This is a genomic window from Lysinibacillus sp. JNUCC 51, from assembly GCF_015999525.1.
GTDB lineage: Bacteria > Bacillota > Bacilli > Bacillales_A > Planococcaceae > Lysinibacillus > Lysinibacillus xylanilyticus.
The window spans coordinates 408,123-426,707 of record NZ_CP065545.1 but is presented as its reverse complement, the minus strand read 5'-3'; the positions used below and the strand labels follow the sequence as shown (position 1 = coordinate 426,707).

Sequence of the window (18,585 nt, the reverse complement as noted above, 5' to 3'; positions counted from 1 at the left end):
CTTAAGTGAGTGGGAGCAACTAATTATGGATAGCTAGAATAATATTTATTGAGCAATCGCTTCTTGTGCTAAGGAGGCAGGTTAGTTGAGGAGTGTTATTTAACTTGTTGTTTAACAATCGGACCAGATTGTTGAGTAACGTTTTCAATGGGTGTTATTGTTGAAATATAGAGTTAGATAAAGATTAACTCCATTTTGATCAATCTTTTTTCAAAATGGAGTTTTTGCATTTGCTGATAAATAAAGTCTGAAGGTAATTTTTTGATCAATCTGTATTCTAAAGCTACATTTACTTGTTTTTTATTTTTTATTTGTAAGTAAATCTTTATTTGGTTGGGAAAATGAAGCAAGGAGGTGAAATAATCCAGGTAAAACAATTAACATACCAACAATCGCATATATTTGACGTGTACTTAAATCTAAAAATGTTGAGGAAGCAAACAATATCCCTAATGGCATGGTAACTCGAATGAATAGTAATCGAACTGCACTTAGTTGGGTTAAACGATCTCTAGGAGCTTCACGCTGAAAAATTGCTGCACTTTGAGCATTGAATAAAGGAAATACCATTCCTCCAAACAATTCACACATCCATGCAATAGGAACTGAATTTACAAAAAACAAGAGTGCGAATGAAAGACCTCCTCCTATTAAACCGAGGTACATAGTTTGATAAGTTTTTGGTAACTTCGTAAGTAGTACCATACCTACAGCATAACCGACTGGGAAAGACCCAGAAAAGATCGCATATTCCCAAGAATGACCATTAAGGTCTCCTCGTATAAAAGGAATACTTAAAACCATCGTAGCTCCAACCGCAAATTGTACCGTGGAAGAAAGAATGGTAAGTCGAAAAAGATTTGGATATTTAAAGAATGTTCGATAGCCTTCCTTCATTTCTGCCCACCAAAATTTCTTTGTCCAAGTTGCCACTTTCTTCTTACTTGATTGAGGGATACGTGAAAGTGCGAGAAAGCTGATGAGGAACATAACAGATGAAAATCCATATATAAAATGTGTAGGACTGACCAACAGCAATAATGAAGTTGCTCCAGGAGCGATAAAACTCATAAGTCGAATAGTTCCATCTAGTAATGCATTTGCTTCGACAAGTTCCTTCTCTTTACAAATTTCTGGTAGAAGTGAAAAAGATAGACTTGCGTAAATTGGTTGCATCAAGCCTAACAAACATTGTAAAACGACTAATCCTAAAATGGTTCCCACGTCTGTACCAATTAAATAACCAACAAGTGGAAGGATGTAGGCTCCAGCACGAATCAACTGTATGTTTTGAAGCATTTTCTCCTTCACAACATGGTTTAGGAAAGGCGCACTAATGCCTTGCAAAATTAAAGAGGGGATAAAATATACAAGCCAAAGTACACCCATCCATTCCCTTGATCCTGTCAATTCATATAGTAACAATCCATTAATGATTCCTCCAGCTGCTCCACCAAATTCAGATACAATTTCACCTATCCAAAGTGCTTTAAATGACTTAGAGAACTTATTCATTTGTGAACCCCCAGGTACTGAGTGAGTCGTCCAGAAAAAGCGTTAATCTGCGTTAGATTTGCTGAATAGATACCTTTATCAACACGAATAAACTTTGCTGCTTTCAATATAGAAAGTTGGTGATGTAGTGTTGTTTTAGATGTATTAAACTGCACGCTCAACTCTTGAAGTGATAAAGGTCCCTTTAGAAGTTGATAAAGCAATTTCAATCGAAGTTCATCCCCTAAGGCCTTATGACCACGAATTAACTCATTTGATGGAACACCAGGCTCTATCAAATATTCTTCCTTTAAAGGATAAAAGAAAAGTTTAGTATCAGGTGTGCGTTTTTCTAAGATCCAAGGACGATAAGATACGTGTGGAATTAATTTGACATTCCAGACAGAAGGTTCAGGGAGATACTTGATTCCACCCGTAATTCGTTCGATTTCCTCAATAGGATTTGTTATATCCAATGACTTGTATTGTTTCTGTTCAAAAGCAAGCGCATGAGTCCATTTTTCCCATTCTTCTTGTTGACTTACCCACATGTACCACTCAACCAATGTATTGTTGAATAGGTCACAAATTTCTTGTTGTGTATAACGACTAAGATTACGCACATACCCACCTAAGTAATCATGGTTTTCAAAATATGTCGCATACTTCTCAAATAATTCACCTCGATGATGTTCAGTGGCTGTCGCTTTTCTTATAGGCTCTGTATTCCGATCTTTGTACGGCAAAAGTATGTCATAAAAGCGAGCAATTGGAATTTCTGAAAGTTGATTCGAAAAATCTTGAACAGATAATGCAGATAGTTTATCTTGAAGCATAATCAGTCCATACCATAAATTGGTCTCCTCAATTACCTTCAAATGTTTTAATAATGATGAAGGCATTGAATCTTGCTCTGATATCCACTTTTCATCTAAATCGAATGTATGTCGAAGTTGTCCATGTGTGAACCCTGCAATACCAAGTATCACTTCCCAAACAGGTGAGGATTCTACTTGTAAGGAAATGCTTTCAGCTGGATATGGAGAATAAAGGTGTTTCATAAAAGAGCCTCCTTATTATGTATTTCTATATTCTAATATATTAGAATTTTTTATTCAATAAATTTGGAATTTAAATTTCTGCTTGCTCCCTTGTAACAAAATACTTCCTTTCGTTCTTGAAAGGGAGATTTTTACAGTAAAAAAGCTCGTATTTTAGTTATTCCATTAAAGGGCGCAATTCTGTAATAAGGATCAGCGCTCGTTTTCATAAAAGGACCAGATTGGACGACAGTTTGGACTAATGTTAAAGGTTTATTTGAACAGTTCTTTATTTTGTTCATATGAAGATATTGTTAACTCGTTACAAAATTTCTTAATACCAATAAATTTAAGGATATATTCGTAATGGATACAGCTTCAATATATAATACTCAATTTGCTACCCTTAAATTGAATTTTCCAGTTAACTACTGAACAGCAAATTTTAAGAATATGGAAAAAAGGTATAAATATTGTGTGATTGAAACCTATTACAATGATTATATAATCAATACAGGAGATTGATAATTTGTTATATTAAAGTGGATATTAAAATTTTTATAGAAATTGTGAAGAAATGTACATAGACTAACGTGGCAGTATTGATCAATAAGTATCCTGAGTTTTATGGTGCAAAAGGAGTGATGTTTTAAGGGGTTACAAAACTGTTTGGAATGTAAAAAACAATTCAAATGGAATAGCATTCCGATCTATTCGATGCAGTTAATGTGGTCTTCCTATTTTTTAGAAAATAATTAATGATAGTGGAGGATTGGTACAAAAATGGAAGACAAAAAGGTCACTTGGTTAGAACTATTTTATGATTTGCTAATTGTAGCAGCTATTTCTACTGCAACTCATGTTTTGCTTCATGTTGAAAAAGGGTACATCCATTCGGACTATCTATTAAAGTTTGTACTGATTTTTATTCCCATCTGGTGGGCTTGGGTAGGACAAACAATGTTTATCAATCGCTACGGGGAAGATTTATTTCATCACCGTATATTTTTAATTTTACAAATGTTCTTTGCGCTAATCATGATTGCTAGTTTATCAGTAGATTTCGATTCGTATTATCGATCTTTTCTAATAGGTTATATTGGACTAAGGGCATTAGTTGTAATTCAATATCTTGTTGTACAACGGACAGAGGTAGGGGCTCGAAAGAAAGCTGCACTCTTTTTTGGAAAGTACTTTTGGGTTGGCATTATTATTTCATTGTGCTCCCTCTTTTTTGACTCATGGGTTAGGTATCTTATATTGTATACAGGTATACTTGTGGATATTTTAATCCCAATTATTGGGCGAAATCGATTAGTTATGGTACCTACAAATACAGCTCATTTATTTGAGCGATTTGGTTTATTTACTATCATTCTCTTCGGTGAAACTCTAGTTAGTACACTGGCTGTAATTCAACCAAAACAAGGAGATTGGAATTCAATCTTATTTACTATAGTTTCATTTGTTTTAATCATATCAATGTGGTGGCAATACTTCGATAATTTAGAAAAGAAAGTCAATAAATCTATAAAAACAGCGGGTCAAATGATTATATATGGTCATCTATTCATTTTAATGTCTTTAAGCATGATTGCAGCGTCGATAAGATTATTGTTTATGCATGAGGTTAATTATTATTTTATTTTATTTTTTGTTTTTGGATCGGTATTACTCTACTTTTTATCAACTTCATTTGTTTTTCATCAATATAGATATAAGAAACAACGATTAAAAATATATCATTTAGGTTTATTTTTAGGGATTTTAGTTGGATTCTTTAGTCTTAATTTAATCATTTCAGTACCTACTATTTTAATTATGGTAGAATTAATTGTATTTTTTGTTATCTATGCTAAGTTAACAACTGTTTAATCAACTATGGAAGTAGTTTCTTATTTTCATAAAGAGATTAGATTTATAGTTTTGTAAGAGTTTGTTTGTACAAGCTATTACAGCTATCATAAAACGCCCGTAATTTCTTATTATGAGGAAGAATTTCATCCGCTGTTTTTTGTTTTCGACAGTCACGAATAGCGCATTTAACAGCCATATACAAAGCTTGCCGTAGTCTGCTAGAGCCTCTTTTGGTTATTCGGTTGTAAGTACCTTTGAATGTACCAGATTCAAAGACACTTGGATCAAGACCGGCAAATGCGATTAGTTTCTTAGGATGATTAAACCTTTCAATTTCCCCAATTTCAGAAACAATCGTGGCAGCGATTTTTTCTCCGATACCGGGAATTGATCGGATAATCTTAGATTCTCCAATACTTTTTGATAAAACATCTATCTCATTTTCAAGCATGGATAGATGTTTTTATATTCAAAGAGCATATTAATATACATATCTAAGCTTAGGGCAAGACTAGAATATACGGCACAGATTAAAAAGGAAAAAATAAATTCTTGTTTAATAATAAAAAATATAAATATAAAGAAGGTGAAATTAATGGAACTTAGATTGGAAAAAGCAATTGAAAACGATGCTCAAGCTATTTTTGATATTCAGGTTAAAGCCTTTATGCCTTTGTTGAATAAGTATGAAGATTACGAAACAAACCCAGCAAATGAAACTATCGAAAGAGTAATATCGAGAATAAATCAACAGAATGGTAGTTTTTATAAGATATTAGCTGACAATACCCTTGTGGGAGCTATCTTTGTTCATTGGAGAGAAGAAGTGCAGTTTTGGATTAGTCCGATGTTTATTTTGCCTACTCACCAAGGAAAAGGGATAGCGCAGAAGGTTATAAATTTAATTGAAGGTATGTTCCCTCAAGCAACCACGTGGGAATTAGCTACAATATTAGAGGAAGAACGCAATTGTTATTTATACGAAAAAATGGGTTATAGCAAAACAGGAAGAAGCAAGAAATTAAACGATAACGTAACCCTTATATTTTATAAAAAGGTCTGTTAAAACACAAAATAGCTTGTTAAACTCCCATGAAAGAACTTAATCATCTTTCATTTTCTGTGATGTAGTGCTGGTTTTTGAGCTACATGGATGGCTAAAGGGTGGTTGGTTAAAGAAGGATTTACTAAAGACCAAGTTAATCTACAAAATGTGTAGAATTAACTTGGTTTTTTTGTATTAACAGCCTTACTAAATAACCCTTCTATTTATTGTTTTAACTTAGAAATAAGCTGAGCGATAACTTCAAATCCTTGCCTATTTGTATAAAGAAAAAAATAATTTTGGAGAACCTTAAAAGAACTACAAACAGCCTAATTAGTACTTTGTGTGGATAAAGAATGTGATAAGTAGAAAATATTGTATATTTATAGCTAAAAATAACTTATCTGTAAAAATGCCGTTATTTACAATAACTTCACCGAATTTTCTGATTATAATTAATGAGAACAAATTATAAGGGGTTGATAAAATGTCGGTAAAGGTTAATCCAAACGTTGAGCTAAGACACCCATTATCACCATTATCTGAAGTAGAAATTGAAAAAGCTGTTCAAATAGTCAAGGAACAGCAACAGTTGTCTGAACATGTACGATTTATGTCAGTGATGTTACATGAACCTAAAAAATCAGAAGTACTAAACTACAAACCAGGTAATACTGTAGATCGCCAAGTATTTTTAGTGATTTTAGATGATAAAGAATTGAAAACATTTGAAGCAGTTGTGAATTTAACTTCAGAAAAAGTTGATTCCTACGAATATATTCCCGGCGTACAACCTAATGTAGCCTTAGAGGAATTTGAGCAATGCGAAGAATTAGTAAAGAGCCACCCTGATTTTGTAGCAGCTTTACAGAAACGTGGCATTGACAATCCTGATTTAATCATGGTGGATCCTTGGTCAGCAGGGAATTTTGGTATTCAGGAACATGAAGGTAAACGCTTACTTCGTGCGATTTGCTGGCAAAAAAAATCACTAGAAGATAACGGATATGCTTACCCTTTAACAGGTATTGTAACGTATGTAGACCTAAACAAAATGGAAGTTTACAAAGTAGAAGATCACGGGGTACGTCCAATCCCAACAACATCAGGTAATTACCATCCTGAAGTTGATGAATCGATTGTGTTTAGAAATGACTTAAAACCATTGGAAATCATTCAACCTGAAGGTCCAAGCTTTACAATTGAAGGTAATTTGATTAAATGGCAAAAGTGGAGTTTCCGCTATGGATTTACACCACGTGAGGGCCTTGTATTATACACAATTAATTACCATGACAAAGGCAAGGATCGTCCGGTTCTTTATCGTGCAGCATTATCAGAAATGGTTGTTCCTTATGGTGAACCAACATTTTCACATAACACACAAAATGCCTTTGATGCTGGTGAATATGGAATGGGTCAATTAGCCAATTCGTTAGAACTTGGTTGCGACTGCTTAGGCGAAATTCAATACTTTGATGGTGTTGTAGCTGATGTTAAAGGAAATGCGCGTACGATCAAAAATGCGATTTGCTTACACGAAGAAGATTACGGGATTGGTTGGAAACATACAGATTGGCGTACAGGACATGTAGAAGTAAGGCGTTCACGTCGACTAGTGATTTCATTCTTCTGTACAGTTGGAAATTATGATTACGGTTTCTATTGGAGTTTCTACCAAGATGGTACGATTGAAGCTGAAGTAAAGCTAACAGGAATTTTAAGCACTGGTACATGTGAAGATGGCATCCAAACAAAATATGGATCTGAGATTTCTCCAGGATTAAACGCATCACATCATCAACACTTCTTTAATTTCCGACTTGATACGATGTTAGACGGTGAAAATAACTCAGTAGTTGAAACAGAAACAGTTTCAGAAACATTGGGAGAGCACAATCCGAATAGTAATGGTTTCTATCCTCTTTCACGTATCTTAAAAACGGAGAAGGAAGCTTTACGTAATTTAGATTTAAAAACACAACGTACTTGGAAAATTATTAATAAAAACTCACTTAACCGAGTGAATCAACCTGTTGGATATAAAATTTTGCCTGGCGAAAATTGCTTCCCATTTGCTCATGAAGAATCAAGTGTTATGAAACGTGCTGGTTTCCTTAAACACCATTTACACGTTACGCAATTTGATGAAAATGAAAAATATGCAACAGGTATGTATCCAAATCAACATGCTGGAGGAGATGGACTTCCAAAATACGTTGAGAACAACCGTTCAATTGATGATGAAGATATCGTTGTTTGGTACACAATGGGCCATCATCATATCCCGCGCCCAGAAGATTGGCCCGTAATGCCAACTGCATACATTAATTTCCAACTGAAACCTGTTGGATTCTTTGATCGAAACCCAGCAATAGACGTCCCTAGACCGGAGAAGAAGTGTCACACAACTTCGTCTTGTCATATTCAATAAACCTCTTTAAAGGAGTGATTATATGCTACCATTCCTAAGCATGTTGGTGATTGTTACTTTTACGGTAATCACTAACCGTTTATTAAAACAGCGTTTTGCAAATCATGGCATGGCCAAGTGTTGTATAATGCTGATTTCTATGACAATGAGTACTGCTGTTGGGATGAATATGGCTACCTGGCTTCCCGATATGGTACTAGGTGCAATAGCATCTATTATTATTTCTATAGCATTAGGCTATTTACTATCAATAGGCTTACCGATGCACCTATTCATGGAAAGTGCAGGATCTAGTTTCATGGGAGCAATGATGGGCGCGATGCTAACTTTAATGACCACACAATATTTAACGTTAAGTATTATCTTTTTTACAATGATGTTTATTGTAAGTGCTATCATTTCTATCGGTGTATGGAATCGTGAGATGTTTCCTATCTTTATAAAAGCCATTCCAAAGCATATATACATTGTGGCTGGTTTAATGATTTGTGTACTAGTACTAAGTAGTTTTGAGATTCAAAATGAGGTACCTGTAAAAGAGGAACAACAGCATCACAATCATCATTAAAGGGGTCGATAAATATGGTAAAGGTAAATGTTAAACCGAATATTGAAGAATATGGCATTCAATTCAAAAAGAAATATGACAATTTTATTGGTGGTGAATGGGTAGCACCTGTAAATGGAGAGTATTTCGATAATATTTCGCCTATCACAAAAGAAGTATTTACACGTGTAGCTCGTTCAACAAAAGAAGATGTAGAGCTAGCATTAGATGCCGCTCATGACGCCCAAAAAACTTGGGGGAAAACACCTATAGCAGAACGGGCACGTATTTTACTAGCCATTGCTGATCGTATGGAAGAAAATCTTGAAAAAATTGCTAGGGTAGAGACTTGGGATAATGGGAAAGCGATTCGTGAAACTATGTATGCTGATATTCCATTGGCAATTGATCATTTCCGCTATTTTGCAAGTGCCATTCGCGCACAACAAGGGCAAATGACACCTTTTGATGAAGATACAGTAGCTTATCATTACCAAGAACCTATTGGTGTAGTTGGCCAAATCATTGCATGGAACTTTCCTATTTTATTGGCAGCATGGAAATTGGCGCCAGCACTTGCTGCAGGGAATAGTGTTGTTTTAAAACTAGCAGAACAAACGCCGGTATCATTCTTATATGTAGTTGAACTTATTCAAGACCTAATACCAAAGGGTGTATTAAACGTCATTAATGGTTTTGGTGCAGAGGCAGGAAAAGAGTTAGCTTCAAGCCCACGTATTGCCAAAGTAGCATTTACAGGTTCTACAGATGTCGGCAAACTAATTATGAAATATGCATCTGAGAATCTTATTCCTGTTACACTAGAATTAGGTGGCAAATCCCCTAATATTTTCTTTGAAGATGTCATGGATGCTGATGACGGCTATCTAGATAAAGCGATTGAAGGATTAGTTATGTTTGCTTTAAATCAAGGTGAAGTTTGCACTTGTCCATCTAGAGCCTTGATCCATGAGTCTATTTATGATCGTTTCATGGAAAAAGCCATTGAACGAGTAAAGCAAATTAAAGTTGGTGATCCATTCGAACTTGAAACAATGATGGGTGCACAGGCATCAGAAGAACAACATAAAAAAATTCTTTCTTATTTTGAAATTGCCAAACAAGATGGCGCAGAATGTTTAATCGGTGGTGCCGAAAATCACCTTGATAATTTAGATGGTTATTTTATTAAACCAACTATTTTTAAAGGCGATAACAAAATGCGTATTTTCCAAGAAGAAATTTTCGGTCCTGTATTGGCAGTGACTACGTTTAAAACTTTCGAGGAAGCGATTGAAATTGCAAATGATACTATGTATGGATTAGGGGCAGCTGTATGGTCACGTAATACAAACGTTACCTATAAAGCAAGTCGAGAGATTCAAGCAGGACGTGTTTGGATAAATACGTATCACCAATACCCTGCTGGTGCAGCATTTGGCGGCTACAAAAAGTCAGGTATCGGTCGAGAAAATCATTTAAAAGCTTTAGAATCGTATCAATCAACTAAATGTGTCTTAGCTAGTTACAATGAACAGGCGCAAGGATTCTTTTAATTTTACCTAAGAGTAAAGTGAGGGGGCGGCTTATTGAGTAGCTATTATCCAATCCAACCTGAATTGGTCCAAAAAACGTATTATAGAGAAATGACTCCAAACAGTAATTTAAACCAGGAAATACTTTTATATTATGAGTTTGAACCAATAAGCATTAATAGTGATATTCATATCATTCCTGATGCTTGCCAAGATTTAATGTTTTACATGGGCAAAGATCAAAAGGTTGTCTTAGGTAATACCCCGACTACACGTGGAATTTATTCATTTACCCCAAAAGGTAAATATTTTGGTGTTCGACTAAATCCAAAACAAACAATTATTCAATACAATTGCGCATTAAAACAAATTGTTCAACAACCGTTTGTTAATGTTGAATCAGGCTGCACATTAGACTCTAAATTTATACAAGCTGTTTTTGAAGCAGGAGATTTCGAACAAAGAGTGCAGATTTGTAATGAGTATTTTTGTTCTCAAAAAAAGGAAAAAAGCTTGGGTGATGAAATATTCGCTACTTGTTTTGATTCTATTATTGAAAATAATGGGCTGTTCTTACCAGATGTAATTCAGCATAAAACAGGTTATTCTGAGCGATATATCCGAGAACTTTTCTACAAAAAAACAGGTTTTGGACCAAAAAAACTCAGTAAATTCATACGTATTCAACTCTTACTTCAACATTTTTCTTTTGAAGAGACACCTGTAAACATTGACCAATATGGTTACTATGATCCTTCACATTATTACAAAGACTTTAAAAGCTTACTTGTAATAACACCTGCTGAATATATAAAAGAATTTTTAGGTAGGAAAAATATAAAACGAAAGTATCTATCTTATTAGTCCCTCAAATCTTTCACTCTTTCTTATAAAAAACATACTAATTTTAGTATGTTTTTTATTTGTTCTTGAACAGTATAATTCCTTCCAGAAAAAAACATATCAATTAGTTTAGCTACATTAACGATTCGCTACCCTAACTTTATGGAAAAATGCTATTAGCTATAAAAATTCTTATAATTGATTCAGTTGCAACAGATACTCTCAGACTTAAAAGTAATCCTTTAAATTGGATAATTGTTTTGTAAGGAAGTACAAAAAAGAAACGTATCCTTTTCATCTCATTAGCGAATGGTATAGGAGGATATTTAAATTTGATATTCCCTAAAATTCCAGTGATTGTTCTAGCATCTGTAATTTTTATGATAGTTCATTTAAAGAATATGCAACCATGGAAATGGTTAAATTGTTCTGTGGCTGTTGGATTATCATCTTCAATACAACCTTCATTTTGGGGAACAAAACAAACAACAATACATAATATAGAAACATGAAATATTTATTTTCATTCAGTCAAACACCTACTGAATGAAGATAAAGCCTCCGGCGGATATCATGGATTTTGAATTGTGCCGGCACAATTCAAAATCCAGACTCAATTAGCCAAGGCGAAATTGATAAAAAAAGGATGATGTATTATTTCTATAATAAGAACTGGTACCCTTCCTAACGGAGAAATACATGACGGCTGGGAAGATGTTGATGTTGTTTGGGACATTGATCGTTGGGAGAATGATGGCGGTAGAAGTCTTGGAACAAGTCCCGGAACTTGAAAAGGCTGCCTATAATAATGGAGAGGGAGACAAAAACTTGTCTCCCTTTAAAAATGTTCTTTATGTAAATAGAAATGCCCTTTATGTTGGATTATTTTAGGATTACGAACATAAAATTGAAACTATTTCCCTTTTTTTACGTATTAAATAAGAGAAACGCTGGGAGGTGAAATTTTGGAAGAGAAAGTACAAGGAAAACAAAAAAATGAGTTAGTTGAATGGATAAAGGCGATTGCATTCGCTTTATTGGTGGCGTTTGTCATCAAACAGTTTTTATTTACCCCTGTCCTCGTAAAAGGGGCTTCGATGATGCCGACTCTTGAAGACCAAGACCGTGTTATTATTAACAAAATCGGTCCGAAATTTAAGTCGGTTGATCGATTTGACATTGTGGTTGTTAAAATGAATGAAGAAGAAAATTATATTAAACGTATCATTGGTCTACCAGGGGATAAAATTGAGTATAAGGATGATCAATTATACATAAACGGAGAGAAATACAGTGAACCTTATTTAGACCAATACAAAAAAGAATTAAAAGATTCTGGGTCACTCACTTATGATTTTAAGTTAGAACAAATTTTAGGTGAAACTACCGTACCTGAAGGGAATTACTTTGTATTAGGTGATAATCGTCGGGTTAGTAAAGATAGTAGGTTTCCTGAGGTAGGGTTCATCCCTAAAGAAAAAATAATGGGTACAACAAGTATCATCTGTTGGCCGATCGAGCATATTGACTTAAGTTTTAACTAAAGTAAAACTTTGGTTTTAATCTAGAAAAAAGCAAAGCAGGGGAGATTCAAAAACTTAATTGTGTAACCTGGGGAAGATATAGAATACAACGAGGGAGCCTTTAAGTTTATATTATCGTTCACCACTGAGAGAGCATTTGATGTTAAATTCAAATGCTCTTTATAATTTTATACGGTATGGTGATGTCTCTTGGATTACCAAAAATAAAAGGAGAAAAATAGATGAGTATTGTTAAAGAAGATTTAAAGTTAGATATTAATCGAATTGTATTTATCGGGCGAACATATAACGAATACATTAAAATGTTTGATTTATCTCCAAAAGATTTAATTAATAAGAATGTTTTAGATTGTGCTGGAGGAGCATGTTCTTTTACAGCGCATGCTAATAAACTAGGAATTCAATCTACCGCTTGTGATATTGCTTACTATCATCATGTGAATGATTTAGAACGAAAAGGGTTAGCAGATATTGAGCATACAATGAAGCACATGGAAAAAGCAAAAGAAAATTATGTGTGGGATTATTTTCGAGATATAGATGCATTAAGAGAAGAAAGGAATCGCGCATTAAAAGATTGTGTAGAGGATATAAGAACTAATCCACAACATTATCGAGCTGTTACATTACCATTACTGCCATTTAAGGATAAACAATTTGATATGTCAATTTCTGCACATTTGTTATTTATGTATTCTGATCGATTAGATTATCAATTCCACTTGAAAAGCATTAAAGAACTAATTCGTGTAACAAAAAAAGAAATTCGCATTTTTCCATTAACAGATTTATATGGTCATAAATACAATCTATTATCGCAGTTAATAAAGGATATAAAAGAAGATATTCATTTAATTGAAGAAGTAACAGTACCATACGAATTTCAAAAGAATGCTAATGCCATGTTATTCATTAAACTGAAGTAATATTGGATATTCAAAGACTGCCAGTAAATTTGAAACAGGGCTCGATAGATTCATTTACCCACAAGAACGGAATATGGGAGATTAAATATTTATAGCTACCTTTATCGGACTGGCAAATAAAAAAGGACTGGGGTACTATCCCCAATCCTACTTAAATTTCTCACGGTATACTTAATCATTTAATCCTTTACCATCAAGTATTTGCTGCGTGCATTTTTCGATCCTTGACACTCTAGTTTTGGATTGTTTAGGTTGTGAAAAATGTAGAATATATGCTCTTTGTCGTCCAGGCGTCAATTCTTCAAAAGCGGTTTTTAAGGTAGGCATTTCATCGAATTTACTGTGCAGTTCTTCAGGAATTATGTATTCCTTATGCTCTTTCATAGGCACTTCTAAACCAGCTTTTTCTACTTCAATGGCTTCACGAATATACTCTTTTATGATAGTTTCCATTCCGACTATTTCTTGAACGCTGGTGAAACGAATTTGGCGCGCTGCCTGTACATTTTCTGTTTGTTGAATTAGAATTCCATGGGCATCTTTTAGCAAAGCACCTTTGTGAAACAGAAGTGCACAATAATCTTTAAATCCATGTATTAAAACTATGTTTTTTTTCTCGAGCGTGTAACAAGGATGCATCCATTTAAATTCTTCAGTCAGTTCACAATCAAGAACAATATTTCTCAACGCCGAATATTCTTCTTGCCACTTTTTTGCTTTACTTAAAAATTCATCAACCTTCGGATTCATTTTACTATTTGTCATCAAGGAACACCCCTTTACCATTATTTAATTACATGAAATTAATTAATTTTTTATCTAATCGATTTATAATAAAACATTAATTAGTGTTATGTCTAGCTAAATCTAAAAAGGTAACTAAACAATTAAAACCGGGTGATCAAACGGGTGAATATCTAGCATTTTGATGTTCATTTTTATCTTTCAGTTCAAAAATTCCTTTTTAAAAATCAGAAAAAAACTAGTATACACGTCCATACATAGATTTAATCGCTACATATTCTAGCAATATAGAGAGCATTCTCTAATGCTAAAAATGAAAGGAGGGAATTTTTTTTGAGTAGTCAATTTGAAAATCAAAATCTACCTTGTCCAGTAACATCAACTGAACAAATACCATTCAATAGTGAGGCTACTACACTAGTTACTACACCGGTTACAGCTCCAACTATCAAAGTTCCAGTTGTACTTGCAGAACCAACAATTCAAATTGTAATTGAGTCGGATATTACACTTACTCCTGCAGCAACTGAAATCAAAAGAGTGAAGAAAAATGTATTCCTAAATCAAGTTAAACTAGTACCAGTTAGCTTTGCACGTATTGCTAACACTGACTTCTTTAGGGTAACAAGAGCTAAATTATTTGTTGCCGGACATATTCGTAAAAATATTGAATATGCTGCAGCAGCATGTAATGCGGCACTTCAAGATAGAATTGCAGATGTTCCGTTTTCAGGTTTTACAGATCTAACTTTCCCACAAACAACTGGAGGTCCTACTCCAATCTTAGGAATTTCTGAGTTTGCCGAAGCGAACTTCCTTAATGAAAGTACGCAAATGGATGCTAGATTAGACAAGGTTTTCTTCCAAAATCTTGTTAAATACAATGAACAACCATTTGGCGAGTTAGTTGCTGCAAACTTCTTTGAACTTGATTTTTCACCAATGATGGTAGCACCAGAAGCTGCTTTCAGCACTTTACGTGAAAAAATTGTACTTGATTTAACTGTAAAAGTACTGCAAGTTCAACAAGTCCGCCTTGGAGCTGGTACTACTGTAGTAACTCCTAGTCTTTTAGGACTTACTCCTCCTACTAGTTTATAATCTCTAGCTTTTAGAGGACAGTACACTAATAAAAATCTAATATTTAAGTTGGCAGTTGAAAGTTTGGTTGAATCCGATTTTCAACTGCCTTTTTGCAATTTAATAACCAAGAGTATTAGTGCACTTGCTACAGCAGGTGTTTTTGTGGAAGGCAAAATAAAAAGGACTGGGATATTACTCCCAATCCTACTTACCCAATCCTATAAACATGCCCATCAAAGTGTTATTAATAAGCCAAGACCCCAAAACATGCAGTAATATACATCAACTTGCTAAGTACATATTACATTCCTGTCACTTTACATTTGGATAAATCATCGTTGCAGGGTCCACATATTCATCGAACTGTTCTTCTGTTAGTAAACCTGTTGCAATCGCTGCTTCTTTTAATGTTGTGCCTTCTTTATGGGCTTTCTTCGCAATTTTTGCCGCATTTTCATAACCGATATATGGGTTTAATGCAGTTACAAGCATTAATGAATTTTGTAAATTGTGGTCAAGTACTTCTTTATTTGGCTCGATACCGACAGCACAATTATCATTAAATGATTTCATTGTGTCTGCTAGTAGGCGAGTTGATTGTAAGAAGTTATAGATAATTACTGGCTTGAAAACATTTAACTCAAAGTTACCTTGGGAAGCGGCAAAGGCAATTGTTGCATCATTGCCAACGACTTGTGTAACAACCATCGTCATCGCTTCACTTTGCGTTGGATTTACTTTACCTGGCATAATGGATGAGCCTGGTTCGTTTTCAGGGATCGTAATTTCTCCGATACCTGAACGAGGACCACTCGCTAACCAACGAACATCATTGGCAATTTTCATCAAGTCAGCTGCAAGTGCTTTTAATGCGCCATGTGCGACAACAGCTTCATCATGACTTGTCAGTGCATGGAATTTATTTGCTGCAGAAGTAAAATGTTTTCCTGTTAATTCACTAATTTCCGCTGCTACACGCTCACCAAATTCGGGATGTGCGTTAATACCCGTACCAACTGCTGTTCCACCAATCGCTAGTTCTTTCATATATTCAATATTTTGGACAATCATTTGGTCAGATTTAGCAAGCATGGCTACCCAGCCACTAATTTCTTGACCTAAAGTTAAAGGTGTAGCGTCTTGTAAATGTGTACGACCAATTTTAATAATATCTTTAAATTTCTCTGCTTTTTCATCAAGTGTTGCTTTTAGTAAACGTAGTCGAGGCAATAAATAATCTTCAACTTTTAACACTGCAGCAATATGCAAAGCCGTTGGGAAGGTATCGTTTGAGCTTTGAGATTTATTGACATCATCGTTTGGATGTATGCGTTCACCTTCGCCAGCATTTTGTAAAAGTTGGTTTGCACGGTGCGCAATTACCTCATTGACGTTCATATTTGACTGTGTACCACTACCAGTTTGCCACACTACAAGAGGGAATTGATCATCCCATTGACCTTTTAAAATTTCATCAGCTGCTTGCACAATCGCATTTGTTTTTATATCTGATAATTTACCTAATTTATTATTGGCGATCGCAGCACTTTTCTTTAATATGGCCATTGCTTGAATTAGCTCAATAGGCATTTGTTCTGTCCCGATTTGGAAATTCTCTTTACTGCGCTGCGTTTGAGCACCCCAAATTTTATCTGCAGGTACTTTAATTTCACCCATAGTGTCTTTTTCAATTCGATAATCCATGTAAAACAGCTCCTTTATTTATGTAAATCTCTTAAATGATCATTTATGCCTTGGCATAATTGCGTCTGGATTTGGTTTAAAGTTGCAGCTCGAAAGCAAAGCGGCAGCAACAACAGGATGCAATGATTTTAGGCTAACATCCTTTGTTAACTACTTTCCAAATCCGTGACATCCGCTGATAAAAGTTAAAAAACGGATATTCTTAGTCTGATGTAAGAATATCCGTTTGATACATGCTTATTTCAAAAAAAGGGGGATTCTGAACTAAGCATTTTTTGGAGTAGAGAAATAATCTATTGATAATGATAATTGTTATCATTTAAAAAGTCAAATACTTTTCTTTAAAAGATTATTTTCGTTGAGAATAATTCGCAATGGATTTTTTCTCAGAGTTCGAACCCGTTTTTTAAAAGTTAAAACGCTACCATTAAATGATAGCGTCGCTAGGTAAATAGGGAAGAGCTACCTCTTTTTCTTACCAATTTCTTTTAATGGTTGTTTTTTAGGCACTTTTTCAAAGATGATACTTACTTGATAGTTGTTGTCGTCAATTTGGACAATTTGAACAACTTTTGCTTTACGTCCTTTAATTTTAATGTTCTCTTCGACAGTAGGTAAATTTACGAGCAGCTGACTTAAAACGGACGTCTTGTTTTCATAAAAATGAGTTACAAACATAATTCTTCTCCTTATAACTTTTTTATTGAACCTAGAAAAAAGCCCTTCCATAATTGCTCGTATGTAATGTAAAAGAGACTGGGTTTTTAGAAGGATAATTAGCAGGGGGAAGGTTTTACTCAATTTATGATAAGAACCTATAATATAGAACATTTGTTATACTTCAGGGGAACATATTTTGGCTAGTTGCTTGACGAAAAAGTTGAAATGAATTCTGATGTATTGAGTAATGAATGTAGTTTGCTTTAGAGAGGTGATGGCTGGTGAAAATCATCTCGCAAATCATTTATGAACTCGTCCAGGATTTTTTATAAGCATGAAAGGAAAATACCGTTATAGTAAAGTGAGCTTTCTAGCTAATCAGAGTGGTACAGCGGATAACTCCGTCTCTATATTTATTTGAGATGAAGTTTTTTTATTTGGGAAATGAGACACGAATGAATACCTGATTGCTCAAAAAAGATTGATTTACTTCATCGAAAAAATTCACGGTCTGTCTGTGTTTATAAAAACAAGTAGGGGGAAATGAAAGGAGATTACAAAAAACAGGCAACTACAGTAGGATTAGTAGCACTTATATTATCAGCATTTTTAACATCCGTGAACAAGATTTTCTATGATTGGGGAATTGCCACGGGGACCTTTATCGCTTGTACTATATTAATATTAGCGGTAGTGAGTGGGAAATCGGCTGTTCAAATGGACATAACTTTGCCCGTGATTTTCGCGTTGATAGCGAGTATTGGCGGTGTGGGTGAAGCTGTACTTTGTACGATGTACTCTAAGAAATTAAATGAGGCTGGTTGGACTACTTCTATGAATGATTTTAGCTAACCGTTATTATGGCATAATTTTATTATCTTTTTTCGCGACTTTCGACATATTTTTTAAGTATTTCTCGGGAAATATTTCATGGATAATCGCAGTGACGGCAGTCGGTGTCATGCTTCCAATGTATTTATTGTAGATAGGTATTCAGTATTGTTCGCCTTTAATAGTAATGATGAGTTTATGCTTTGTTCCAATATTCGTATTTTTATTTCAGATATTTGATTCAAGGTTAATATGGTCGCCCATTTCCCTTTTTGGAATAAGCCTTTTGTTTATTTTG

The 18,585-nt window shown here is 34.4% G+C and carries 16 protein-coding genes and 1 pseudogene; 11 read left to right on the top strand and 6 right to left on the bottom strand.

From position 1 onward, the window contains the following. Window positions 1–300 precede the first annotated feature (300 nt). The gene (locus JNUCC51_RS02425; RefSeq protein WP_337990670.1) at window positions 301–1,515 is read right to left on the bottom strand and encodes an MFS transporter; all 1,215 of its coding nucleotides are present in this window, start codon (window positions 1,513–1,515) and stop codon (window positions 301–303) included. Further along, window positions 1,512–2,555: an ArsR family transcriptional regulator gene (locus JNUCC51_RS02420; RefSeq protein ID WP_337990669.1), complete on the bottom strand. Its 1,044-nt coding sequence runs from the start codon at window positions 2,553–2,555 to the stop codon at window positions 1,512–1,514. Before JNUCC51_RS02420 ends, JNUCC51_RS02425 begins: the two co-directional genes overlap by 4 nt. Window positions 2,556–3,317: 762 nt before the next feature. Between JNUCC51_RS02420 and JNUCC51_RS02415 the strand changes: the two genes are divergently transcribed. Continuing rightward, the gene (locus JNUCC51_RS02415; protein ID WP_337990668.1) at window positions 3,318–4,409 is read left to right on the top strand and encodes a low temperature requirement protein A; all 1,092 of its coding nucleotides are present in this window, start codon (window positions 3,318–3,320) and stop codon (window positions 4,407–4,409) included. Between the two features lie 85 nt (window positions 4,410–4,494). On the opposite strand, the pseudogene JNUCC51_RS02410 reads toward JNUCC51_RS02415, so the two are convergent. After that, window positions 4,495–4,913, bottom strand: a pseudogene (locus tag JNUCC51_RS02410) (transposase); the annotation flags it as partial. Window positions 4,914–4,986: 73 nt separating this feature from the next. On the opposite strand from JNUCC51_RS02410, the gene JNUCC51_RS02405 reads away from it, so the two are divergent. The 8 genes from JNUCC51_RS02405 to JNUCC51_RS02370 all read left to right on the top strand — a co-directional run bounded on the left by JNUCC51_RS02405 (window position 4,987) and on the right by JNUCC51_RS02370 (window position 13,265). Then, complete coding sequence (locus JNUCC51_RS02405; protein ID WP_337990667.1) at window positions 4,987–5,457, top strand: GNAT family N-acetyltransferase; 471 nt, start codon at window positions 4,987–4,989, stop codon at window positions 5,455–5,457. Between the two features lie 466 nt (window positions 5,458–5,923). After that, a complete protein-coding gene (locus tag JNUCC51_RS02400) occupies window positions 5,924–7,870 on the top strand; it encodes a primary-amine oxidase (RefSeq protein ID WP_337990666.1) in 1,947 nt (648 codons plus the stop codon). Window positions 7,871–7,892: 22 nt separating this feature from the next. Continuing rightward, a complete protein-coding gene (locus tag JNUCC51_RS02395; RefSeq protein ID WP_337990665.1) occupies window positions 7,893–8,438 on the top strand; it encodes a hypothetical protein in 546 nt (181 codons plus the stop codon). A 14-nt stretch (window positions 8,439–8,452) separates the two neighbouring features. Beyond that, window positions 8,453–9,973, top strand: coding sequence for an aldehyde dehydrogenase family protein (locus JNUCC51_RS02390; RefSeq protein WP_337990664.1), 1,521 nt, complete (start codon window positions 8,453–8,455; stop codon window positions 9,971–9,973). Between the two features lie 33 nt (window positions 9,974–10,006). Then, a complete protein-coding gene (locus JNUCC51_RS02385; protein WP_337990663.1) occupies window positions 10,007–10,816 on the top strand; it encodes a helix-turn-helix domain-containing protein in 810 nt (269 codons plus the stop codon). Window positions 10,817–11,494: 678 nt separating this feature from the next. Next, window positions 11,495–11,686, top strand: coding sequence for a hypothetical protein (locus JNUCC51_RS02380; RefSeq protein ID WP_337990662.1), 192 nt, complete (start codon window positions 11,495–11,497; stop codon window positions 11,684–11,686). Window positions 11,687–11,760: 74 nt separating this feature from the next. Then, the gene (gene lepB, locus JNUCC51_RS02375) at window positions 11,761–12,339 is read left to right on the top strand and encodes a signal peptidase I (RefSeq protein ID WP_337990661.1); all 579 of its coding nucleotides are present in this window, start codon (window positions 11,761–11,763) and stop codon (window positions 12,337–12,339) included. Between the two features lie 221 nt (window positions 12,340–12,560). Further along, window positions 12,561–13,265, top strand: a complete 705-nt coding sequence (locus tag JNUCC51_RS02370) for an SAM-dependent methyltransferase (protein ID WP_337990660.1) — start codon at window positions 12,561–12,563, stop codon at window positions 13,263–13,265. A gap of 171 nt (window positions 13,266–13,436) precedes the next feature. On the opposite strand, the gene JNUCC51_RS02365 is transcribed toward JNUCC51_RS02370, so the two are convergent. After that, window positions 13,437–14,030: a YdeI/OmpD-associated family protein gene (locus JNUCC51_RS02365; protein ID WP_337990659.1), complete on the bottom strand. Its 594-nt coding sequence runs from the start codon at window positions 14,028–14,030 to the stop codon at window positions 13,437–13,439. A gap of 312 nt (window positions 14,031–14,342) precedes the next feature. Here JNUCC51_RS02365 and JNUCC51_RS02360 point away from each other — a divergent pair, with 312 nt between their 5' ends. Then, the gene (locus tag JNUCC51_RS02360; RefSeq protein ID WP_337990658.1) at window positions 14,343–15,110 is read left to right on the top strand and encodes a CsxC family protein; all 768 of its coding nucleotides are present in this window, start codon (window positions 14,343–14,345) and stop codon (window positions 15,108–15,110) included. Window positions 15,111–15,404: 294 nt separating this feature from the next. Here the strand turns inward: JNUCC51_RS02360 and fumC are convergent, their stop codons facing one another. Together fumC and JNUCC51_RS02350 are read right to left on the bottom strand one after the other, a co-directional pair. Beyond that, window positions 15,405–16,796 (bottom strand): class II fumarate hydratase, encoded by a 1,392-nt coding sequence (gene fumC / locus JNUCC51_RS02355; RefSeq protein WP_337990657.1) that lies wholly within the window; start codon window positions 16,794–16,796, stop codon window positions 15,405–15,407. A gap of 462 nt (window positions 16,797–17,258) precedes the next feature. Further along, window positions 17,259–17,474, bottom strand: coding sequence for a hypothetical protein (locus JNUCC51_RS02350; RefSeq protein ID WP_049666100.1), 216 nt, complete (start codon window positions 17,472–17,474; stop codon window positions 17,259–17,261). Window positions 17,475–17,999: 525 nt separating this feature from the next. Here JNUCC51_RS02350 and JNUCC51_RS02345 point away from each other — a divergent pair. Then, window positions 18,000–18,308: a hypothetical protein gene (locus JNUCC51_RS02345; RefSeq protein WP_337990656.1), complete on the top strand. Its 309-nt coding sequence runs from the start codon at window positions 18,000–18,002 to the stop codon at window positions 18,306–18,308. Window positions 18,309–18,585 lie beyond the last annotated feature (277 nt).